Raw genomic sequence first — 22664 nt, 5'->3', positions numbered from 1 at the left:
CAGGCCCGGAAAGCACGATTAGCGGCTGTTCGTCCTGCTCTTCCCTGAGAGCTACGATTTCGTCTTAGCTGTTCCGCTAAACAGATACTTATCATGAATCCGCAACAGTACTATCGGAAGCATCGGAAGGCCATCGTCACGGCAACGAGCGGGTTCCTCTACGGCGGCGGCTGGAGCCTCGGGTACGTCACGTCGTTCGATACGCTGAGCGCTGCAATCCTCGTTCTTGCAACCATCGTTGGCGGTTACGACATCGCGAAGGTCGCCGTCCACGAAATACGGAGCCGGACGCTCGGCATCAAGACCCTCGTGACGTTGGCGGCCATCGGAGCCATCCTCATCGGCGAGTACTGGGAGGCGGCGGCAGTCGTCTTTCTGTTCAGCCTCGGGAGCTATCTCGAAGGGCGGACGATGCGCAAGACGCGCAACGCTCTCCAGGAACTCCTCGAAATGACTCCCGACACGGCGCTCGTCCGCCGTGATGGCGACCATATTGAGGTGCCGGCCCACGAGGTCGAGGAGGGCGAAGTCGTCATCGTCCGCCCCGGCGAGAAGCTTCCCGTCGACGGGGTGGTCGTCGACGGCGAGAGCGCGGTCAACCAGGCGTCGGTCACCGGCGAGAGCGCCCCCGTTCACAAGAGAGACGGCGACGAAGTGTATGCTGGGACGGTCAATCAGGAGGGTGCCCTGGAGGTGGAAACGACCGGAGCGGGGTCGGATACGACGCTCCAGCGCATCATTCGTCGCGTCGAGGAGGCCCAGGAGGCCAAAGCCCCCACCGAGAGCCTCATCGACCGGTTTGCGACCTACTACACACCTGCCATCATCGTCCTTGCGGTCGGTGCCTACGTCGTCACGCAGAACGCCCTGTTGGCGCTTACCCTGCTCGTGATCGGCTGTCCCGGAGCGTTGGTCATCGGCCCACCGGTGAGCATCGTCTCGGCCATCGGCAACGCCGCCAGAAGCGGCGTCCTGATGAAAGGCGGCGAGCATCTCGAACGCGCGGGCAAGATCGATCTCGTTGCCCTCGACAAGACGGGAACGCTCACGACGGGCGAGACGAGCGTCACGAACGTCCGCGGGTTCGATTACGACAGCGGTGAGGCGCTGCGTCTGGCGGCCATCGCGGAGAAAAAGAGCGAACACCACCTCGCGGGAGCGGTCCTCGACGCTGCCCGGTCGCCCGACGATGGCGTCATCGCCGACGGCGGTGCATACGTCGATGGCTCGGAAGGAGTGGCGGACCGGCGAGCCAGCGGCGAGACTGCCGCCGAACAGGCCGGCATTCCCGACCCGGAGGAGTTCACGGTCGCTGCGGGCAAGGGCGTCATTGCCTGGTACGAGGGCCACGAAATCGTTGTCGGGAACCGAATGCTGCTCGACGAACGGGACATCGCCGTTCCCGAGGCGGTCGAGGAACACGTCCACGACCGGGAGGAGAGCGGTGAAACGGCGGTGTACGTCGTTCTGGACGGCGATGTCGCCGGCGTCATCGCGCTCCGCGACCGAGTGCGCGACGCCGCCCCATCGGTCGTTGGGGCGCTTGACGATGCGGGCGTCCAAACGGTGATGCTCACCGGCGACAACGAGCGTACCGCGCGTACCGTCGCTGAGTACGTCGGCATCGACGACTACCGTGCCGAGCTCCTTCCCGAGGACAAACAGCGCATCATCAGCGAGCTTCGCGAGGAGGACACCGTCGTTGCGATGGTCGGCGACGGCATCAACGACGCGCCCTCGCTGGCGACCGCCGACATCGGAATAGCGATGGGTGCGGCGGGCACCGACACGGCCATCGAGACGGCCGATATGGCGTTGATGGCCGACGATCTCGAACGCATCCCTTACGCGGTCGGCTTGAGCAAAGCGACGCGATGGAACATCTACGAGAACGTCGCCATCGCGGTGCTGACCGTGACGCTGCTGCTCGCGGGCGTGCTGACGAACTACGTCCACCTCGCGGCTGGGATGCTCGTCCACGAGGCCAGCGTTCTGGCCGTCATCCTCAACGGGATGCGACTACTGCGACACTGACTGTCGACCCACCGATACAACCATGAACGAACCGACGACTCACGCCGACCGGACGAACTGGAACATCACGTACGAAGACGTCGAACCGATTCGCATCAGGGACCCGGCGGCCGAGGCCCTGGCGGTCCTCGACCGGGGCGAGCCGCTGGTAATCAGCTACATGGATGTCGTCAAAGAGGCGGGCCACTCCTGTCCGACTGCCTCGGGAGCCTATCGTCTCACACAGCTCGGGCTGGGCGGGCTCTATCCCAACGAGCACCCCGTTCGCGGGGAGATCGAGGTGACTGCCGGCGGGCCGAAGGAGGACCCGGCCTACGGCGTCACATCACGTATCGTCTCGTACATCACGGGCGCAGCCGAGGAGGACGGGTTCGCCGGTCTCGCCGGCGGCTACGGTGGTCGACAGTATCGGCTCCATTTCGGTGAAAGCGAGACCGTCGAACCGGCGTTCGTCTTCACGAGGACCGACACCGACGACTCCATCCAGGTCACGTATCACGTCAGCAACGTCCCCGACGCCGGTCCCGCGACACGGTATCTCGACGGGATGGTCGACGGAACCGCGACGGCCGATGAACGCGAGGCGTTCGCCGAAGCGTGGCACGGCCGCGTCAAGCGAATTCTGACCGACGATAGCCTCTTCACCGTCGGGCAGGCGGAAGCGACGGAGTGAGCGTGTTGCTCCGGACGATCCCTGATCTCATCGGCGGGCGTCGGTCTCGACGGCTCGAACAGGAGGGAGGAGGGGGAGCTATTTCTACACCGGTAACGAACACTCGCCACTCCACGAACCACAGCCCGAACGTCTCAAGCGGAACGCGCTGTCGTTTCGTCTCGACACTCAGTCGAAATCGAGCAGCACATCCACGTTGGCGTGATCGGCCAGCAGTCCACGCATGCGCTCGTCGGTCAGTTCGTCGCGCGTCCGCCCGGCGTGGACGACATCTTCGGCGCGCTCGATGGTCGTGAGCGTGTCTGATTGGACGGAGAGTACGAAACGCCACGTTCCTCGGCCTTTCCCGACCACGGTGGCCGACGGGCGAAAGCCGCCCGTGAGACAGAGACATCTGACCCCGGCAATTCGAGCGCGACCGAATGGATGTCCGAACGGTTACCGCCAGTGACGACCACCACGCCCTTGATCCGGCGGAAGTGCCGGAAGCGGCGTCCCGCCCACGCGCCGACCGAGAGCCGATCGACGTAGGCATCGGTGGGCGCGTAGGTCAGCACGTCGGCACTGAATTCCGCCGCGAAGTCGGCCACTGTGACCCCAGCCAGTTCCCGCATGCGCGGGAGAACGCCGAGGATCGAAATGCCACGCCCTTCGAGGAACGGCACCGCCTCACTTTCCAGTCGGTCGCACTGATGACGGCCACGCGCGAGGGGACGAACAGCGCCGAGAGATCAGCTATCGGTCACTGGTTCGGTGGACGACATCATAATAGCTACTGCTCGCACACCACCCAGTCAAGATCGCGCGTCGCTGGTCGCTGTGCGGGACTGCATGTAAACTGTCACCACGCCTCTACAGCGACGGCGAATTCGATGGGGTTCGAGACTGCGCGTCTCGAACTGCTATCACACCGTGAGGACCGGAACATCGCTCGTTCTGACGGTGCGCGCGATCATACTGCCGACGAGGGAGCGTACGAGTTCCCCGTCCGACCGTGCATCCCCTCGGGACGTGATCCCGAGGTGGTTCACAAGCCCACACTCAAGACTGGTAGTGGCTTCTTCGATACATCGAAAAGGAGTCGCAATGAACCAACAATCCGCGTACTGACTGGCTGCCTAACCGATATCAGCTACAGATGTACTATTGACTAAGTTGGGCTCCATTGAATCACTAGATGGCGGCGTGATGGGGCGATAGATCGAAGAGTATGAAGCGGGTGAGTAGCGTTTGCAGTGAACCTTACCNGGCTCCATTGAATCACTAGATGGCGGCGTGATGGGGCGATAGATCGAAGAGTATGAAGCGGGTGAGTAGCGTTTGCAGTGAACCTTACCACCCGCTTCACCGAGGAGTTGGTCTCGCTCGCTGAAAGTTATTCCGACGATGCTGACGAACCTGCCGCCCCGGAAGGCGGCGGCAGGTTCGCCGACTACGCGATCATATCCCTCCACGGGCTGCGGATTTTCCTCGAAGAATCCTACGAGATGATCATCGACCGACTCGAAGTAATGCCACCAATTTTGGAGGTCATTGACCTTGAGCCGGATGATCTACCTCATCCGTCGACGTTGAATAAGTGGCTTGATAGAATCGTGATGGACGTCTGGCGCGTGCTGCTGCGCCAGTCGGCGCAGCTGCACGACCCATCCCCTCACGTTGCCGTCGATGCAACACACTACGAGCGCTCTCCAGCCAGCAAACACTACTGCGACCGCACGAATTACCGTGTACAGACCATCGAAGCCACGAAACTCGTCGATACAGAGACTCAAGCTATCCTCGACGTTCACTGTACGACGACCAGAGAAGGAAGCGATGCAGAGGTGTGCGCGCAACTCGCCCGCCGGTACGCGGGCGAGTTGCAGACACTGGCCGCCGACAAGGGCTACGACAGCCAGTGGTTACGCGAAACACTCCGCGATCACGGGGTACGTCCCCTGGTCAAGCACTGCGTACGCGCACCGTACGATCACGCTCACAACGCCAGAATCGACGATGATCTCTACGGACAGCGTTCGATGACCGAGACAGCGAACTCGTCGGTCAAGCGCTCGTACGGCTCCGCCGTCCGAGCGCGTGAATGGTACCGCGAGTTCCGTGAAGTCGTCCTGATGTGTCTCGTCTACAACATCAAGCGACTCATCAAACCGTGAATTCCACTGCCTTATAGCGATTCAATGGAGCCNGTGAAGTCGTCCTGATGTGTCTCGTCTACAACATCAAGCGACTCATCAAACCGTGAATTCCACTGCCTTATAGCGATTCAATGGAGCCCTAAGTTGACCTTTCCCTTGATGATGACTGGTCGTCATCGATACTCACAGCGAGGACGGGTACGTCGTTTGCACGCATGATTCGCTCAGTAATGCTACCCTCCACAAGCCGATCCACCCCCGAGCGCCCGTGTGTTCCCATCACGACGAGATCAATGTCGTGGTCGGTGATGTACTGAAGAATCACTTCGTCGGGGTTCCCTTGCTCAATGGCTCCTGAAACCTTGACATCTCGTTCGGCTGCGACAGTTTCAGCATCCTCAACGATCTGTGTCCCGGTCGGTTCGAATGAATCAGGACTGTTGTCTTCCTCCACTGTTTCGCCGTCAATGACCGAAAGCGTATGCAGAATGCCACCGCTTAGTTCGGTGATATTTATCGCGTGTTCAAGCGCATTCGCTTGACTGTTCCCGTCGGTCGGAAAGAGGATTCGATCGTACATCAACTCTGATTAGATATACTCCCGCCATTGTCTTGATGGCTTCTGTTGATTTTCGGATACTGAGAACAACCATGAGATCTATTAGGGACTATTCGGCAAGCTAGAAAACTGATGTTACCGATATATGACCTATTCGCCGATAATAGCTCCTTTCATTCCCAGTGATTCGTGCGGTTTACAGACGTACCGGTAGATATTAGCGGAATCAAACGCATGCTCGAAGGTATACCCGTCCTCGGCGACGAGGTCACTCTCAAACGCTCCACTTTCAGCGACAACGTTGTGACTACCACCTTCGCCAGTCCATTCCCAGACAACGGTCGTTCCGGTCGAGATGTTGACGGCAGCAGGTGCGAACGCGTATGGACCGTTTGGACTTGCCGCGCCGACCGAAACGGTAACGCGCTTCCGGTCAGTCGCATCAACGACGGTGCCGTCGTATCCCGGGGCGTCTGAGAGCCATTCGGATACAGCCCCACCGGCTGTCTCACTGCTACTAGGTACGTCACTCCTCCTTCCGGTGTCACTCGTCTGGTTGGTGAGTGATTGACTGGTATCATCTCCAGCCATTTCTTCGGTCGCCGTTTCGTCATCGGCTGAAGCAGTCGTGCGGGTCATCGCTATCCGTCCTGATTCGGTATCGCCACCATTGTCGCCGCCCATACACCCGGCGAGCAATGAGAATGCGGTGGCGAGACTCCCGAGATATCGACGTCGGCTGGCGTAAGCGCTCGTCCCTCGCATACATCGGCATTCATCGACGGTGGAGGAAATTCCGTCACCCGATTTTCTGCTCTATTGAAAATGCGGTACGGGAGTACGATCATAGCGTCTTGGCGAGTTTCTTGATGTTATTGAGCGCGAACAGAAGAACGATCTCACGAAACTGGCGATACCAGAATCGCGAACGCAGGGCGGAGTCCTGCGTTCGCTTGACCGTCGAATAAGACGTCTCGGACATCCATCGCTGGGTGTAGCCTTTCGCTCGGATGAGCGCGTTATTCGCAACGGCCATCGGTCTCGATCCTTGATGGTGAACAAGGTACTCAACGTCTAACGCAGCGATTTCGTATTCGGTGTGCCAGTCTTGGAACCCGTTGTCAGCAGCGACTGACCGCAGGTCGTCCGCGTTCCTGCGGACGACCCGCGGGCCAGCCTTCGTGTCGTGTTCACGCTCGATACAGCAATGGACGTCCAGCACCGCAAGCGACTCCGTATCGGTCAGCGTCGTCGCCTTGATCGTCTTGACGGTGCGGCCGCTTCGCTGGAGATAGTACTGAGAGGCCTGCTTGCGTTCGAAGAACGTACTGTCTAGTGCCACATGACCAGATTGGCGGAGTTGCTGCGCCGAAGTGCGCAGCAACGCCCGCCAGACGTACATCGCGTACCGATCAATCGAATGGTAGAACGTGGTCGGATCAGGCAGCGCGTCTGTATGGAGTCCGAGGAGATCGCACACCTCAGGCATGAGACCGATCCGATCAACAAGTTCGGTGAAGGTGTGGCCTTCTTCCTTCCGAATACAGTGAGCGACGATGTGCGCCTCGCGGGGAAGCCCGCCTGATTCGGGCTTCCCCGCGTGCTTCCCCAACGCTTGTTTCGCTACGCGTAGTGCCTTCTCAACGAAGTCGAGGAGNGATTCGGGCTTCCCCGCGTGCTTCCCCAACGCTTGTTTCGCTACGCGTAGTGCCTTCTCAACGAAGTCGAGGAGGACGATTGCCATATCCGACTCTTCGGCTTCATCTCCTCAAACCAATACCGAACAATCCCGACGCCGTGTGTTGTTTTCAATAGAGCACGATTTTCATCGACTGAAAATCATCAGAGGAGATTCAAGGAATTGGAACGAAGCGCCGCATGTATGGAGAACGAATCCGGCAAACTGAAACACGATCGTTCCTCGAGGACGGTCCGTCACGCGCTCCGGATCCAGTTCGAGCTCGGTTTCGAGGGTTCGTCGCCATGTCCGCTGCAGAGCTTCGATCAGTCGACGACAGTACTCGGCCAGCAACTAGTCGGTGGTGACTGTCACGCAGACGTGCGAGTGGCTGACGATGGTGGAGAAGTAATTCACATGGAAAACAGGACCAATGAGTCGTGTCCGTGTCCCATCTTTGCCGCACACGGTACCGTGCCGAACATCACACGAGTGGAGGACGAGCAGTTTCTCGTCGAATGCTATCTGCCCGACCGCAGTGCACTCAAACCGCTCGTGGAGGAGTTGCGTGCGGCCGTCGGGTGCGTCCGTCTTCGTCGGCTCCAGCAGCTTGACAATGCTGGAACGGAGTCATCAGACCTTGCCACCATCGACCTTTCGATTCTTACGGAAACCCAACGTGAGACCGTTGTATTGGCCGTATCGGCAGGTTACTACGAAACACCCCAACAGACGAACCTTGGCGAACTGGCCGACGAATTCCAAATCTCGAAATCAGCACTTTCACAGCGGCTGAGTGCCGTCGAATCGAAGCTTGCCATCGCTACCTTCGCTGATTCCAGCGGGCAATGAATGAATACGGTCGAAATATTGTAGCGACTACCGTCACAGACCCGCGGCACCGGAGACAAGCAATCGGCAGTCAATGATTCCACACGCAAAGACATTGCACGCGAACAGACAGCTTGGATTTAAAACCCATCACTATTTAGCGACAGACCCAGCAGAGTGGGAGTCCAACGGGTCGTATGCAAGAACTTGGCAGAAGCCGACAGCCACCGACGGACAACGACGTCGATGAACGTACGGACAGAATCGCTCCGCAGCGCCAACGAGAGGAGCAATGAGTGAGCGCAACATTCCCTACGTTTACGAGATCGAGTACGATCTCGATGAGTGCAGGCAATCCGTCGATATCATCTGGAACACCGAGCGAACGGTGCCCTGTCTGACACACGAAACCGTCTCGGGTGTTCATATCTATCGAAGCGATGAGCGACCGACATCGACGAGGCGGGTCGTCTTTGAGTTCGAAACGCTCAACGACAGAACCCGATTTCTCAACAGTGATATCCACGAAGCACTCGTGAACGCTCTCCGCTGGATGAGCGACGAGTGTAATACGTCTCGGTGGGAGCGTGGTGGAATCACGCTCGGTGAGTCTTGGACGGCCGGCTCGCCAGTATCGGCTACCGATGGCCGATCTGACTTGACACACGACGACCGATCAGTAACGAATGGGCACGACACCGAGGGACCGAATGGACGCTGAAGTAGCCACCGAGCGACTCCGCAGCGTGGACGACCCGCGTCTGGGCGACGACCTTGTCTCGCTCGGTCTCGTCAACGACATCCGCGTCGATGCGGACACCGTGAGGATATCGCTCGCTCTCGGGGCACCGTATTCTCCGGTCGAGACGGCGCTTGCCGACATGGTTCGTGACGTGTTCGCCGAGACGGGCTATAACCTCGAACTGTCGGCAGCACTTGACCGAGCAGGACCAGTCGTCGACAGTGAATCGGCCGACGTCAAGAACGTCATCGCTATCATGTCCGGTAAGGGTGGCGTCGGCAAGAGTACCGTTGCGGCGAATACTGCGGTGACGATGGCTCGACGGGGTGCTCGTGTCGGACTGTTCGATGCCGACTTTTATGGTCCAAATCTCCCGCGAATGCTCGGTGTGAAGGGAGTACCAGTAGGAGTTAATGATGACGCTCTCTTTCCAGTCCGTACTCGGGGTGTCGAACTGATGAGTATGGGGCTACTCACGGGCGATGATGGGCCAGTGATCTGGCGCGGTGCGATGGTGACTGACGTCTTCACAAACCTGTGGCATGATATCAGTTGGGGAACACTTGATTACCTGATTGTCGATCTCCCACCCGGAACCGGCGATACGCAACTCACAATGCTCCAGCAGGTTCCGGTGACCGGTGCGGTGATCGTGACAACGCCACAAGAAACGGCGCTCGACGACGCCCGACGGGGGCTACGGTTGTTCGAAGAACACAACACGCCTGTACTGGGCATTGTCGAGAACATGAGCGGCTTCCTTTGCCCGGATTGCGGGAATGAACACCCAATCTTCGACGCCGATGGCGGGCAAGGATTGGCCGCAGAGTTTGGGCTCCCGCTACTCGGAGCGATTCCGCTTGACCCCGCCATCGGCGCTCTCGGGGATGCCAGCGATGAGGGCGACGACACCGACACATCCCCACACGAAGCGTTCGATGCGGTGGCGGCGAACGTGATGGATGAACTCGGAGAAGTCCTCCGACGCCGACATGTAGACCGACGCGATGAGTCAGTAGTGTGATCGAGAGCCGGAGCGATTGATAATCTTCTCGTGTTCACTCAATGGTGCGTGAGTTGGGCGGGCGGATGGTTTCCATGCTCGGTGGTTTCTGACCCGTTGCCTGAAGACAGAGCGAACAGCGTCGGATTCTCCTATAACAGCTTCCGTGTACTCCTCGCTAGTGACGTGTAAAATTGTCGATGTGACTCCGTTTCGACCGCCGTGAGGAACTCATCGGCCCACGCTCGAAGATGTTCGTCAAGGAACTGGTTGAGGTACTCCTCGTGACCCTCGCTGGCGAGATACGCGGCGAATTCGAGTTCCGTTGCGATGTGGTCTGGGAGATCAGTGTGTTCGGCTGTTGGCTGAAGATCAAACTCCCCGTACCAGCGTCTGATTGCCATCGTCGCCGGGCCGTTGACCGGTCCGAACTCCTCTTCGTCCTCGGCGTCACGGTAGACGCTCTCGTAGGGTGGACACGGCGGTCCCTCGGGGCCGATGAATAGCCGCGTGTACTCCGCTCGGAGGTCTGCGAGACCGACATCGTCCTCGTGATCGACCAACGACGTCAACGCACCCGTGTCGAGAGCGTCGTGAAGCTGTTCGGTCGGCTCCCGCCAGCACTCGGCCATCACGGCGTATGTCGTCGCTCGCTCCGAGCGGGAGTGGCTGCCCTCACCACCGCCATCGATCGGCACCGATCCCGATCTCTCGCCAGCATCTCCATGAACGTCGTTCGCTTCGGTCATGATGTCTCCTGTTCGCCGCCATCGGCCACGGCTGCTGGTTCGGAACGATTCTCCGAATGCTGAATGGGAATGTACTTCAATCCAAGTGTGAAGATGAGCGCGCCGAAGGAGATGACCCCCAGTGTGACGGCGAACTCGATGAGCGTAGGCGTGTAGGAGCCGGCAGTCGCCCAGATGTCGGGGGCGATACCCTCGTACTGGCCGCCGACGGTGACACCGGGTTGCGCGGCAATGTTGACCGTGTTGTAGCCGGTGAAGACCAGCTGTATGCCCTCGAAGACGACGCCGAAGACTGCGAGCGCGCTCGCGGCGAAGATGACCGGAACGCGCTTGCGCACCGACGGAATCGCAAGCAGCGCGAGCGGAAGCGCCCCGCCGACCACCGTCCATAGCCAGAAATACGGCGTCGTCCCGAGGAGGAAGTTCGACATGATTGCCAAGAAATCGAAATTTTCGGCCCACGCGTGTGGGAGCCGCTCCGCAGCAAGCAGGTAGACAACGTGGAACGCGAGGAAGATACCGAGTACGCGCCCGAGGCTGACGAGATCGTCGCGATCGGCACGAAAGCGGGTGAACCGGTTGGCGAGGATCGCCACAACGAGTAACAGTCCCAGACCGGAGACGAGCGCCTTCGCAATGAACACCGGCGCGACCAGCGGACTGAACCAGCTTCCCCTCCCCATCTGCGTTGCGAAAATCCACCCGGTGACCGAGTGTAGCGTGACCGCTGCAGGCAGGGCGAGCGCCGCCGTCCAGAATGCAAGCTTACGGTCGCGCTCGCGGCCGGCTTCCGTATCCTCGGTGCCGAACGCAAGCCGTGAGCCGTGAGCGGCCAAATCACGTCGAGTCAACAGCCACAGGTACCAGACGTTGAGCAAGCCGTAGAGTACGACGACACCGAAGTCCCACACCATCGGCGACCGGAAGTCAGGGGACGTGAAGAACTGGTAGACCAAGTTGGAACGCCCGATATCCGGCAGAATGAGCAGCCCCGCGACAGTAATACACGCGAGACTTAACAACACACCGATACGGGCAAGCCCCTTGTACCGTTGGGAGTGGAAGAATTTCGGAGCGCTTGATATGATGAGACCACCGGCTGAAAGTCCGACGAACAGCACGAACAGCATGATGTACAGCCCCCACGAGAAGACGTTGCGCATCCCAGTGACGATCAGCCCCTGGGTAAACTGATAGACCCACGCCGAGAGACCCACGACCATGAGCAATCCTAACAAGGTAATCCAGAGCTTGCCGGCGGTCTTGAACTCTGGAATCGCGAACCGAATAGAGTGATCTCGACTTGCCATCAGCTCGTTCCCCCGTCGACGGTCGGTACGTGCGGGACCGGGTCGGCGAGCGAATTCGAGGTGTTAGCTCCCGCAGCATCGGTAGCCGAGGTGTTCGCCGCCGGAGCGCTCTCGGTTTCCGTCGTGTTCGTGGTCTCAGTACCGGTGCTAGTCCCCGTCGTGTTTGCAGGTTCGGCGCTCGTTTCGGTTCCGGTCGTGTTTGTGGTTTCAGCGCTGGTCCCGGTCGTGTCCTCTCGGTCGAGATCATATTCGCTCTCCATCTTCTCGCCTTTCTGGGGCCGCCCCGGAGTCATCTCCCCCTTGACGTAGTAGGTGTTCGGGTCCGTTCCGAGGTCATCCAGGAGCTGGTGGGTGTCGTAATCGTTGACGTATTCGGAGACCGTGCTCGTCTCGTCGTCAAAGTCACCAAAGATGCGGGCGTCCGCCGGACAGTTCACCACGCAGGCGGGATCTAACCCTTCTTCGACGCGATGAGTGCAGAACGTGCACTTCTCGACGGTGCCCCGGGGTCGGGATTCGATGTCACCGGTGCCCGATTCGGGCCGGTGTTCGGGTTCGCCCCAGTTGAACACCCGTGCGTTGTACGGGCACGCCGCCATACAGTACCGACAGCCGATGCACTTGTCGTAGTCGATTTCGACGATACCGTCGTCGCGGGTGTACGTCGCGTTGACCGGGCAGACCTTCACACAGGGTGCGTTCGAACAGTGCTGGCAGGCCGTCGGCTGGAAGGCCATGTCGAGTGAGCTGCTCTCGCCCGGTTCAGGATACCCTCCTTCGGGTGTATCGAGGTGCTCGCCGCCCTCGGTAAGGATCCGGTTCCAGTACTGGCCCATCGGGACGTTATTCTCTTGCTTACACGTGACTGCACACGCGTGACAGCCGATACACCGCTCCTGATCGATTACCATGCCGTAGTCCGTCATTGTCAGTTACCCTCACTCGGTTGTGCTTCCGAACCCACGAGATCATCGCCGAGATGACCTTCCGTATCGAGGTCGTCGGGAGCCGGTTCGACCTCAACGCGGGTGTCGTAGAACGCGAACGTCCGTCCGATATCACCGACTTCGGCGTCAGTCAAGTCGTTGATGTGCCCTTTCACGAAGTCGCGATTCCACCAGCCCTGATCGGTATTGATGAGACCAGGTTGCATCCCGTCGTTGTATTTCGCTTTGACCACCATCTCGCCCTTGTCGTTGTGAACTCGAACATACTCGCCGTCGGCAATGTTCCGGGCGTTTGCATCCGACGGGTTGATATCGAGATGTGGCTCAGTGTTGATTTCTCGAACCCAACTGTTCATCTCGTATTGAGAGTGGATGCGGAACACACCATGTTTCTGCATGAACATAAGTGGATACTCGTCGGCTTTCTCGTAATCCTCGCTCGTGCGTGCCTCGATGGGTTTCGGCAGTTCGAGCGATACCTCACCGTCGAGTCCTGGACCGGATTCGGTGAGACCGCTGTCGTCGTACAGTTCGAGCCGTCCCGTATCAGTCCCAAACTCGTCTTCGTACATCACCGTCTCGTAATCCATCGCGACTGTGCCCTGCTTGTCGAGTTTGTCGAAATCAAGCCGGTCGTCACGGACGACGAGACCCTTCAGTTCCTTGTGGGCGTCGCCGACGAAGGCGTCGCCGAACCCGAGCCGCTTTGCGAGTCGACTCAGTATCCAGTAGTCGGATTTCGCCTCCCACAGCGGCTCCTGCACCTTGTGTCGGTAGGTGATGTGTGGGTGATTGGCAGGAGTGATGATATCTTCCTGTTCGAACCAGTGAGCCACCGGCAGGATGAGATCCGAATATTGCACCGAGGGCGTGTGGTGCATGTCCGCCCATGCAATCATGTCGACGTTCTTCAACGCTTTAATCGAGCGCTGTCGGTCGGGGAACTGGTTCGCCAGCATGTTCGATTCCATCGCGTAGATAACGTCGAACCGGCCGTTCTCGATTGCGGCGATATCATCCTTGTAGCCGAGCGTTGGGTTCGGCGCGTCGCTGGGCGGGGAAGCCCACTCGCCGACCTGTAGTTCCTGATTTCCGCCCCAGATGTTGCCATGCTGGGTGTGGATGTTGCCACTATTGCCGTAATCACCTGTCAACCCCATCAAGGTGGCGTACGCCTGCCCAAAGACGTGGCCGTACATGTATCGCCCGATGCCATAGCTCGGGAGGATGCCGCCCGGACCGCGCGTGGCGAGCCACCGGGCGGCCGTGCGGACGTCGGACGGCGAGAGCCGTGTCTTCCCGGCGGTGGCCTCCGGAGTGTACTGGGAAACGTGCTCTTTGAGCAACGTCAGCGCCGTCTTCGTCTCGATGCCGTTGATCTTATGCGTGCCGAACAGCGCGTAAGGACCGCCCGTTTCCGCCGACAATTGTTCGGGTTGACCAGTCCGGGTGTTCATCGCTACGGCATCCCCACTGCCGGCGTTCGCAAACACGTCGGACGGCTGGAGCAGGTCGCCGGTGTCGGTTCGGACCAGCGCGGGGGCGGTCGAACGCTTCCGGAGGAATTCATCGTCATGAAGGCCTTCCTCAAAGATCACCTGCATCATTGACAGTGCCAGAAGGGTATCCTTGCCGGGGGCGATGGGGAGCCAGAGATCGGCCTTCGAGGCGGTCGCCGTGTACACCGGGTCGACCACGACGAATTTCCCTCCATCACGAATCGTCTCCAGAACGTGCTCGGCGTCCATCTCGAACTGGCTCCGGAAGAGGTCGGTGCCCCAGGCGATCATCGTCTCGCAGTTCTTCCAGTCGGTCGGCGCGTTCGATGGCGGCAAGAACGCATCTGCTAAGTTCCCGGCAACTCTGTCAAAACCTTGCCCAACGTTTGTATCGATGCCGTAGTGGAAGGCATCGGTGACGCCGCCGAACAGCGATGCGAGACGGCTTCGAGTCATTCCGCCGAGGTTGCCCTGATTGCCGGATCCGCCATGCCAGAGAACCCGTTCTGCTCCCTTCTTCCGTTTGGTTGTCTGTAGTTTCGAGGCCAGCAGCGAGAGTGCCTTGTCCCACGAGATGCGCTCGAATTCGGCGTCAAATCCACGCCCCTTCGGGTTCGGGTTTTCGAGCGACCAGTCCGTTCGCTTCATCGGGTACTTCAGCCGCGTGGGGTCGTAGACTCGTTGGGTGTGGGTCAGTCCCAGCAGGCAGCCGCGCTTGTACCGTTCGTCCTCGGGAACGTGTGGCTGGATCTTCTTGATTCGTCCGCCGCGCTTGTAGACGTCGATTGGACACTTCCCACGGCAGTTCGGCGAACAGACGGTCTGGACTACTTCGTCCTCGCCGACGAACGTTTCGAGTTGCATGCCGGAGTCCGTACCGTCGCCGGTGAGCGTTTGTAGGACGTTGCTGCCGCCGATGCCCAACGCACCGGCCGCAGCGACGACGCCGCCAGCCTTCAGCACGTCGCGCCGGCCGACACCTCCCGAGTCACTCATCGTCGAATCCCTCAGGCTTCGTTGGGCGGTTGTCCTCACCGAACTCCGCTAGTACGTCCTCGTGGTACTTCTCATGAAACTCCTCGTCAGTCATCTCGCCGTTCGATACTCGAAGCGCGTCACGGGCCATCCGCATCCCAAGGTCCTTGTCGTAGTCGACATCTTCGAGCATGGCCTCGGCCTCCTCTTCCCACTCCGGGAGCGGGGTGAGTTTCGGCTGTTGGGGCTCGTTCATGGTTGTATCGAGAACGGCCACCCCGGTAGGTGGTTCGCTGAACTATGAATTACTTTAAATGGGGTCGTGATGACGAACAGTTCACGTTCTCGGTGTTCTGTGACTGGATCCGACACGCGCTCGAAGAGGAGTTGAAGCGACGGTGGAAGATCAAGTGAATGGGGTCGGCGTGCCGGATGCGTACACCTCAGTCGCGGGCTGAAGCCAGCCCGCAGCCTCGGAGGTACCTTCGTGAGAACCAGCTTTCGGCTGGGTTCGTTAGGAATCGATACTGGGAGCGTTGAGTACGCAGCGACGCTTCTGGGTACCAGTGGACCAGTCTACTGCAACGTTTACCACGACCGCTCATCGGTTCAGAGCCGCTATTGAGATTTCAGTTGGGAACTACCGATGACGGAAAGCCGTGGCGACTCAGTCCTCCTCTTCGAGCAGATCGCCAATCCAACTCATGGCCGCCATCGCTTCCGGAAAACCCAGCGTCGGAATCGCAAGCACAGCGATATGATGTACTGCTTCCGGTGGAATTCCCTCGTCCAGTGCACGGCGTGTGTGAGAGTGAACGGCACCTTCCGACTGCGTGCCGACGGCCAACGCCAGTTTCACGAGCCGCTTCGTCTCATCGTCAAGCGGACCTGCTTCCGAACAGTTTCTACCCAGTTCAGCATACGCTCCCCATACCTCCGGATGCCGTTCGGCGAGATCGCCGGCTGTCGACGGGAGTTGCTCGGGATCGTCGATTTCATCGGCCATATGTTACACATTCAGCGTCACGCTCAGTGCGTATAAATCTGAGTTCACTTCCCATCCGATGGGACTATCTGGTCAGACAGTGCATGGACCGTGTGATGAAATATTGGAGAACGAACTGAAGGACGGGTACTCACCAGCCCGCTATTTCGATTTGAGGTATCTGTCTGTTTTTCACCGACCACGATATTCGATATGCTCCGGCTATCCGTGGTGCTATTGGACCGTGAGCACGGGGACGTCGCTCGTTCTGACGGTACGCGTGGTCACGCTTCCAACGAGGTAGCGTTCGAGTCCCGTCCGACCGTGCGTGCCCATCGCCACGAGGTCGATCCCCTCGTTTTCGACATACGCTTTGATGGCGCGATAGGGCGTACTTTGCTTGACTTCGGTAGTAACATCGATACCGCGGCTTTCGGCTGCTTCGGCGACTTCGGTGACCGCTCGCTCGCAATCGTCCTTCCACGCCTCAATGATGGAGGCAACATCATAGGAGCCAGCGAGTGAACCCACATCCACGACCGATAGCGTGTGGACGGTAGCGTCGTATCGTTCGGCGATGTCCAGTCCATGATCGACAGCAGCGCTTGCGGCATCACTGCCATCGGTCGGGATCAGCACGTCTTTGTACGACGAGCGCTCGTCCGGAGCGGTTCGCGTCGTGAGCACGGGGACATTACTCGTCCTGACGACACGTTCGGTCACGCTGCCAACGAGGACCCGTTCAAGTCCCGTTCGCCCGTGTGTCCCCATCGCCACCATGTCGATGTCGTGCTCGTCAGCATCATCAATTATCGCTTGATGGGGAATGCCGTGTTCGATTGACGATTCGAACGGAACGCCGGTCTCGGCGGCAAGGTCTTCGAGTGGGCGAAGGTTGTCCGTCGCTCCCTCAACCAGTGCATCATGTTGGTCGTCCACTAGTGAGTCGACCCCAGCGAGGTCGGCACTATACGAGCGGTCGTCGACGACGCTCAGAAAGCGTACTTCGCTGTCGAAAGCACTCGCAAGGTTCAGTGCGTGTCGTGCGGCCGCCTCCGCTCCTGAACTACCGTCGGTCGGAACGAGGATGGTGTCGTGCATAATGTATCGCTCTCGCTTTTCGGTTTGGACTGATTATCGGTTGTTATTTAGTATTGGTGGGCATGAGGCTCTGTCTAGCTGAGCGAGTCTTGGCGGCTAAGTGTTGCTATTAAGCACATCATCTTCAGCTTGAATACTGAATTTGAATCGAACAGTTTGACAGCTCTATCGCCAGCCAATCGTTGAATCAGTCCTCGGTGTTTTTCATCAAGCTGTCCCGTTTCTCAAGCCGCTGAAATTAGCCGATTCAGATTAACTAGACAGCGCGGGATCTGATAGTATGAATGGCTGCTGAGTTTTGAAGCATGAAGAAAGAACGGAGTGGAGAAGGCCGCCGATTCAACGGCGTCATCGGACATTAGTTCTGGATTAGCCTGAGTACCAAGGATGCAGCATCATCGTCTGAAATTCAAGCACACTGGTCCCTGCTTGACGAAATCTATGCACTGGTCCATCATTTATTTTCACCACATTGTGTTCACTTAGATTGTCGGCTGTTATCGCTTCATACTTCCCCTTGCATTGACTGCCAACACTGGTATTTCAGCGTGTCTGATGACACGTTCAGCCGTGCTCCCGAGGAGGTAGCGGTTGAGATCTGTCTGTCCAGTTGTGCCCATCGCTATGAGATCGATGTTGTGAGCGTCAGCGTACGCGAGGAGATCGCGTGTTGGGTAGCCCTCACGAACGCTTGTCGTCACGTCAACGCCCGCGTTGGTAGCACGTGTGGCAATCTTGCCGGTTGTACGTTCGCCTTCTGCTTTGAATCGGTCGAGTAGTCTCTTTGGTGCTGTGTGTTCGGGTGTTGGAGCTAGCGCGTCGGCATCAATGATGTTGACCCCATGAATACGAGCGCCGATTGCTTCGGCGATCGCGATACCGTGACTGACGGCTGCAGCCGCTGGCTCGCTGCCATCGGTCGGTATCAAGAGATCGTCGTAGTCGCCATCAAGTTGGCTCCGTTCGGTTGCGGCAGTCGTCAGGACCGGACAGGGAGCACGACGCACGACGCTCTCGGTCACACTGCCAGCCAAATAGCGACCTACCCCGGTTCGACCCTGTGTCCCCATTGCTATCACGTCGATGCTATGACTATCGGCATAGTCGACGATTGCATCGGCGGGTGCGCCCCGTAGAACGGCTGTCTCTATGCTGTCGCCCTGAAAAACCTCCTCGGAGGTTTCGATCGCGCGCTTGTGTTCGGCCTCGATACGCTCGACGAATGCCTCGTCGAGATCATCTCCGTTGGACATACCGCCCATTGCCTGGACGTCGGCGACACTGACGAGATGCACGCTCGCACTGAAAACGTGGGCAAGATAGCGAGCGTGTTCGCCAGCCCGAATCGCGTGCTCGCTGCCGTCAATTGGAACGAGAATCGTCTCGTACATCAGATCTCATTGGGAATACCGAGGACACAACATATGAAACTATACCTCGATCCCCAAAGTGCGAAACAATCTGTAAATCGGGGTTGCCTAACTACTTGATTTCGCACGTTATGTAGCCGCCTTGTAGGGCACTGAGATCAGTCATATTCAAGGCTAGTTCTCAGTAAGCACAGATACTGAGGGTTTCTCTGCAAGCATGCCCGTTATCGCACAATCGAAACTAAAACCGGGGCTCGACGCATGACGGTTTCTGCAACGCTTCCCAGTGGGAGTGGTGAGTCTTCTTTGCGTCCGTGGCTGCCCATGATAACATGCTCAACGTCGTTTTCTTCGACGTAGCTGACGATCATTCGCCATGGTTCACCGATATTGATAACAGTCGAGATATCCGTCTCGTATTCGGAAGCCAGCTCGTGTGCCTCATCGAGAATCCTTTCTGCTTCAGCATGGTGTGTTTCATACCACTCGTCCATCTCATCGTATTCGGGTTGGCCTTCTTCAGCAGTCTCGGGCTCAAACGGTTGCATGACGTGCAAAACCGTGATCTTCTCCTGAGAATACATCGACAACGTATGCTCCAATCCTTCAGTAGATTTTCGCGATCCATCAATTGGAACGAGAATTTGTCGTGGCATATTCACCAAAATGAAGCGGCGAGGGAAAAGTTGGGAGGGTGATTACTGCCAACTGATAGCCATCCCCTACGCATATCATGCCAGCACTCCACGCTCTAGTATGTACAATCGACTTCTCTTCCCGACTGACGGCAGCGAGATAGCATCGTCAGTGTTCGAATACGCTCTTGCGATTGCATCGGAGCATGACGCGGAGGTTCACGTTATTAATGTGGTGAATACGACACTGGATAGTGTCGCCGATATTGATCGCAATGGAATTGGTGATTTGGAAAACGAGGGTACACGGATCGTTCACGAAGCCGTCGAGCAAGCAGAAGAACGAGGAATTACAGTCGTTCCTAACGTAGTTCACGGCAAGCCATACGAGTCGATTATCGATTACGGTGAAGAGTTCAACATCGATCTCATCGTCATGCCAAACCACGGGAGAGAAGAACTCGAACGGTTCCTGCTCGGAAGCGTTACCGAGCGAGTTATCAACATCTCGAAAGTTCCAGTGTTAACCGTTAACCCCAGCGTTGACCATGATCACTCCTATCCAGCTCGTGATGTTCTCGTCCCGACGGATAGAAGCCAAGGTGCGAACCGAGCTCTGAGTGAAGGAGGTGATCTCGCAAACACGACCAGCGCGACCCTCCACCTCCTTCACGTCGTAGAGACAGCGATGATGGATCCCGATATCGGTTCGGAACCACCGGACGAACAACTCGAAAAGCGAGCAAATGCGATCATCGCCGAGGGCGTTGAGGCCGCTGATACAGCGCCACCCAACTCAGTGACTCGTTCAATCGTGTATGGCCGACCGCATCGAGAGATTCATTCGTACATCAAGGCGAACAATATCGATCTCATCATCATCGGCGTGCACGGACAGACTGACTTCAACCAGTACGCCCTCGGAAGAGTCAGTGCCAACATTGTCCGTACTTCACCAGTTCCCGTACTAATGGTTCGTCAACCGGCAGCAGATGAAACAGATAGCTCTTGTGAGGGCAACCCTCAGTAACACAGGCCAGTCAAACATATGTATGAATACAACTATATAAAGATATAATTGCGGCCATCTATGAGTGTAGCTAACGAACGTCTAACCGGTAGTATATTGCAGATCGGCATTGAACGTTGAACGCATGTACGATCGAATCTTACTTGCAACCGATGGGACCGTTGCATCCGAAAACGCAAGCTCCCATGCCATTGAGCTCGCCGCGACCCACGACGCCGAGTTACACGCCCTATATGTAGTCGACGAGAACATTTATACGGCGTACAGCGGTGACGAGTATCTCGACTCAGCAGAGGGGCCGGAACACGGTCTCACCGAACACGGACGCGAGACGCTTGAGGCGGTCCGTACCGACGCCGAAGATCGCGGTATCGAAGTCACTACGACGGTACAGCACGGCAACCCCGTTGAGACGATCACTGACTATGCCGACGAGCACGACACGAACCTCATCGTTCTCGGGACGAAACACCGCTCGGCAGAATACCGGGCACTTTTAGGAAGCGTCACCGACCGCGTTCTCAGGCTGACGAGCCATCCAGCGCTCGTCGTGAAGACCGAGACTGATAGTTAGAGACGCTCACTAACCGCCTACTCTCGATCCGGCATATATTGGGTCTGGTTCGTTGCTACGGACGGGGCTTCAGAGTTCGGTGTGTGTTTCCGTTCGCGCGGTCAACTCGTCTGGAACGAGCCGATAGAACTCGAAAGCCATCTCTCGTGGGGGTTTGCCGAAGATATCGATCAACGGAATATGGACTCGTTCAAGTCCCTGCAAACTCTCGGTAGCAACCGATTCTTTGGTGGTCCGCTCTAACTGTCCGTTCGCTACGACGCTTTTCCACCCGTCATCGTTGCCGTAGGTCACGAACGAAACCGATCGGTCGGCGAGGTCGCCTTTCTCGTTGTCCGGCAGGACGGCGAGCCGGAAGTAAAACGTCGACGCGGCCACGTCATAGCCATACGAGACCGGTAGCGAATACGGTGGTGCCTCGCCCGCTGCTAGGGAGATGACGCCCGTGCCACCGATGCCGAGAAATGCATCCCGTTCGTCCTCGTCCATCGTTCCGGAGTCACCCTCACTCATAGCATGAACTATGCGATGAATCAACAAAACTCTACCCCAGTAGCGAATCGCCCTGATTGCTACAGGCGCGCGGAAGATGAATCCACGGGCCCGTTCCCCGCATCCCGGAACTGCCGACCGGATTTATGTGCTGGCGAACCAATGTGACAGACGATGTACGATACGATCCTCGTCCCGACCGACGGCAGCGAGCACGCGATTCGCGCTGCCGAACATGCCCACTATCTCGCGCGGACGTTCGATGCGACGGCTCATCTCGTCAGCGCTGCCGACATCCAGACGGCGGGTGGCATGTTCAACGCCGGCGGCGTCGACCGGGAGTTCGTCGAGCGCATCGAGACCGAAAACGAGGAAGCAATCGCGGCGACCGAAGCCGCATTCGAAGACGACGCGATAGAGACGGCGGTACTCAGAGGAAAACCCGCTGACGCGATAATCGAATATGCTGATGAAAATGACATCGACCTCATCTCGATGGGGACGCACGGCCGAACTGGGGTGAGTCGATACGTTGCGGGCAGTGTAACCGAGCGCGTCGTGCGCCGGGCTTCGTGTCCGGTACTCACGGCCAAAGCAGTCGAACGGAGCGAACGCACCGGGGACTATGAGGACGTGCTGATCCCGACCGATGGCAGCGACGCCGCGAGCGCCGCCATCGAGCACGGCATCGAAATCGCGAGACAGGCCAGCGCTCGCGTCCATGCAATCAATATCATCGATATCGGGGCGATAACACTCACACCGGGCTCCTCCGCGGCCTCAGAGTTGACCGAGCGTTTCGAAGCTGAAGGCGAGCGCGCGACCGAAGAAATCGCTACGCGCGCGGCGGATGTAGATCTCGATACAACGACGGGCGTCTACGAGGGACTGCCCGCACGCGACCTGCTTGCCTACGCCAACGAACACGGCATTGATCTCATCACAATGGGCACCACCGGCCGGACGGGCCTCAACCGCTACCTCCTCGGGAGCACGGCCGAACGCGTCATCAGACATGCCGAAATGCCAGTGCTGGCCGTCAACGCACGGAGGAATATGGACTAATGACGACCGATGAATTGGGCGAACACGGCATGGTGAAGATGGATGACGGAGAGATTCACGGATTTCTATCGAGTCAGAACGTCGGTGTATTGGGGCTTCCAACTGAGGGTGCGCCCGCCCTCCGCCCGATGTCGTTTTGGTTCGACGGCGATTCACAACTCTACTTCCCCTATCTCGTCGGCTCCACCAGTCGGAAAGTCAAATTAAGCGATCGAACGACAGCTGCCCGGTTTCTCGTTTATCGCGCGGAAACACCTGTCTCTTATACACATCT

24 protein-coding genes and 1 pseudogene are annotated in these 22664 nt (G+C 58.2%); 11 read left to right on the top strand and 14 right to left on the bottom strand.

Annotated features, from left to right (window positions below; all coding sequences use genetic code 11):
- Positions 1-93: 93 nt before the first annotated feature.
- Complete coding sequence (locus C451_RS04145; RefSeq protein WP_007738013.1) at positions 94-2034, top strand: heavy metal translocating P-type ATPase; 1941 nt, start codon at positions 94-96, stop codon at positions 2032-2034.
- Between the two features lie 22 nt (positions 2035-2056).
- The gene (locus C451_RS04140; RefSeq protein WP_007738012.1) at positions 2057-2707 is read left to right on the top strand and encodes a hypothetical protein; all 651 of its coding nucleotides are present in this window, start codon (positions 2057-2059) and stop codon (positions 2705-2707) included.
- 168 nt (positions 2708-2875) lie between these two features.
- Here the strand turns inward: C451_RS04140 and C451_RS04135 are convergent, their stop codons facing one another.
- A complete protein-coding gene (locus C451_RS04135) occupies positions 2876-3061 on the bottom strand; it encodes a hypothetical protein (protein ID WP_007738011.1) in 186 nt (61 codons plus the stop codon).
- A 971-nt stretch (positions 3062-4032) separates the two neighbouring features.
- On the opposite strand from C451_RS04135, the gene C451_RS04130 reads away from it, so the two are divergent.
- The gene (locus C451_RS04130; protein ID WP_007738010.1) at positions 4033-4863 is read left to right on the top strand and encodes an IS5 family transposase; all 831 of its coding nucleotides are present in this window, start codon (positions 4033-4035) and stop codon (positions 4861-4863) included.
- A 121-nt stretch (positions 4864-4984) separates the two neighbouring features.
- Here the strand turns inward: C451_RS04130 and C451_RS04125 are convergent, their stop codons facing one another.
- The 3 genes from C451_RS04125 to C451_RS04115 form a co-directional block, all read right to left on the bottom strand.
- On the bottom strand, positions 4985-5425 hold the full coding sequence (locus tag C451_RS04125) for a universal stress protein (protein WP_007738009.1): 441 nt from the start codon (positions 5423-5425) through the stop codon (positions 4985-4987).
- Positions 5426-5554: 129 nt separating this feature from the next.
- On the bottom strand, positions 5555-6043 hold the full coding sequence (locus tag C451_RS04120; RefSeq protein ID WP_049912878.1) for a halocyanin domain-containing protein: 489 nt from the start codon (positions 6041-6043) through the stop codon (positions 5555-5557).
- A gap of 205 nt (positions 6044-6248) precedes the next feature.
- Positions 6249-7148, bottom strand: a complete 900-nt coding sequence (locus C451_RS04115) for an IS5/IS1182 family transposase (RefSeq protein WP_007738007.1) — start codon at positions 7146-7148, stop codon at positions 6249-6251.
- Positions 7149-7286: 138 nt separating this feature from the next.
- On the opposite strand from C451_RS04115, the gene C451_RS24555 reads away from it, so the two are divergent.
- The 3 genes from C451_RS24555 to C451_RS04100 all read left to right on the top strand — a co-directional run bounded on the left by C451_RS24555 (position 7287) and on the right by C451_RS04100 (position 9679).
- Entirely contained in the window at positions 7287-7934 is a 648-nt protein-coding gene (locus tag C451_RS24555) for a helix-turn-helix domain-containing protein (protein ID WP_007738006.1), read from the top strand.
- Between the two features lie 271 nt (positions 7935-8205).
- Positions 8206-8634, top strand: a complete 429-nt coding sequence (locus C451_RS04105) for a hypothetical protein (protein WP_007738004.1) — start codon at positions 8206-8208, stop codon at positions 8632-8634.
- A complete protein-coding gene (locus C451_RS04100) occupies positions 8624-9679 on the top strand; it encodes an Mrp/NBP35 family ATP-binding protein (RefSeq protein WP_007738003.1) in 1056 nt (351 codons plus the stop codon). Before C451_RS04105 ends, C451_RS04100 begins: the two co-directional genes overlap by 11 nt.
- A gap of 131 nt (positions 9680-9810) precedes the next feature.
- On the opposite strand, the gene C451_RS04095 is transcribed toward C451_RS04100, so the two are convergent.
- Genes C451_RS04095 through C451_RS04075 form a run of 5 tightly spaced genes read right to left on the bottom strand, consistent with a single transcriptional unit; the run spans position 9811 to position 15394 of the window.
- Positions 9811-10407 (bottom strand): TorD/DmsD family molecular chaperone, encoded by a 597-nt coding sequence (locus C451_RS04095; RefSeq protein WP_007738002.1) that lies wholly within the window; start codon positions 10405-10407, stop codon positions 9811-9813.
- Entirely contained in the window at positions 10404-11717 is a 1314-nt protein-coding gene (gene nrfD, locus C451_RS04090) for an NrfD/PsrC family molybdoenzyme membrane anchor subunit (protein WP_007738000.1), read from the bottom strand. The genes C451_RS04095 and nrfD overlap by 4 nt, the downstream gene beginning before the upstream one ends.
- Complete coding sequence (dsrO, locus tag C451_RS04085) at positions 11717-12643, bottom strand: sulfate reduction electron transfer complex DsrMKJOP subunit DsrO (RefSeq protein WP_007737998.1); 927 nt, start codon at positions 12641-12643, stop codon at positions 11717-11719. Before dsrO ends, nrfD begins: the two co-directional genes overlap by 1 nt.
- Positions 12644-12645: 2 nt before the next feature.
- A complete protein-coding gene (locus C451_RS04080; RefSeq protein WP_007737995.1) occupies positions 12646-15159 on the bottom strand; it encodes a molybdopterin-dependent oxidoreductase in 2514 nt (837 codons plus the stop codon).
- Entirely contained in the window at positions 15152-15394 is a 243-nt protein-coding gene (locus C451_RS04075) for a 4Fe-4S ferredoxin N-terminal domain-containing protein (RefSeq protein ID WP_007737992.1), read from the bottom strand. Before C451_RS04075 ends, C451_RS04080 begins: the two co-directional genes overlap by 8 nt.
- A gap of 62 nt (positions 15395-15456) precedes the next feature.
- Here C451_RS04075 and C451_RS21795 point away from each other — a divergent pair.
- A pseudogene (locus tag C451_RS21795) lies at positions 15457-15596 on the top strand (ISH3 family transposase); the annotation flags it as partial.
- 209 nt (positions 15597-15805) lie between these two features.
- Here the strand turns inward: C451_RS21795 and C451_RS04070 are convergent.
- The 4 genes from C451_RS04070 to C451_RS04055 all read right to left on the bottom strand — a co-directional run bounded on the left by C451_RS04070 (position 15806) and on the right by C451_RS04055 (position 19250).
- Entirely contained in the window at positions 15806-16144 is a 339-nt protein-coding gene (locus tag C451_RS04070; protein WP_007737988.1) for a carboxymuconolactone decarboxylase family protein, read from the bottom strand.
- Positions 16145-16357: 213 nt separating this feature from the next.
- The gene (locus C451_RS04065) at positions 16358-17224 is read right to left on the bottom strand and encodes a universal stress protein (RefSeq protein WP_007737986.1); all 867 of its coding nucleotides are present in this window, start codon (positions 17222-17224) and stop codon (positions 16358-16360) included.
- A 497-nt stretch (positions 17225-17721) separates the two neighbouring features.
- A complete protein-coding gene (locus C451_RS04060; protein WP_007737985.1) occupies positions 17722-18615 on the bottom strand; it encodes a universal stress protein in 894 nt (297 codons plus the stop codon).
- A 203-nt stretch (positions 18616-18818) separates the two neighbouring features.
- Positions 18819-19250 carry a universal stress protein gene (locus C451_RS04055; protein ID WP_080503483.1) on the bottom strand — a complete coding sequence of 144 codons (432 nt, stop codon included), beginning with the start codon at positions 19248-19250 and terminating at the stop codon, positions 18819-18821.
- A 100-nt stretch (positions 19251-19350) separates the two neighbouring features.
- Here C451_RS04055 and C451_RS04050 point away from each other — a divergent pair, with 100 nt between their 5' ends.
- Entirely contained in the window at positions 19351-20259 is a 909-nt protein-coding gene (locus tag C451_RS04050; protein ID WP_007737971.1) for a universal stress protein, read from the top strand.
- Positions 20260-20383: 124 nt separating this feature from the next.
- Complete coding sequence (locus tag C451_RS04045; protein WP_007737969.1) at positions 20384-20833, top strand: universal stress protein; 450 nt, start codon at positions 20384-20386, stop codon at positions 20831-20833.
- A gap of 69 nt (positions 20834-20902) precedes the next feature.
- Here C451_RS04045 and C451_RS04040 read toward each other — a convergent pair whose 3' ends face one another.
- Complete coding sequence (locus C451_RS04040; RefSeq protein WP_007737968.1) at positions 20903-21346, bottom strand: pyridoxamine 5'-phosphate oxidase family protein; 444 nt, start codon at positions 21344-21346, stop codon at positions 20903-20905.
- 153 nt (positions 21347-21499) lie between these two features.
- On the opposite strand from C451_RS04040, the gene C451_RS04035 reads away from it, so the two are divergent.
- Positions 21500-22390 carry a universal stress protein gene (locus C451_RS04035; RefSeq protein WP_007737967.1) on the top strand — a complete coding sequence of 297 codons (891 nt, stop codon included), beginning with the start codon at positions 21500-21502 and terminating at the stop codon, positions 22388-22390.
- Positions 22390-22664: pyridoxamine 5'-phosphate oxidase family protein (locus C451_RS04030; RefSeq protein WP_007737966.1), on the top strand; the 275-nt coding region annotated here is incomplete at its 3' end. The genes C451_RS04035 and C451_RS04030, both read left to right, overlap by 1 nt.

Source organism: Halococcus thailandensis JCM 13552 (assembly GCF_000336715.1).
GTDB classification, from domain to species: Archaea; Halobacteriota; Halobacteria; order Halobacteriales; family Halococcaceae; genus Halococcus; species Halococcus thailandensis.
The sequence above is the reverse complement of the archived record's forward strand: the minus strand, read 5'-3'. Positions and strand labels throughout refer to the sequence as shown.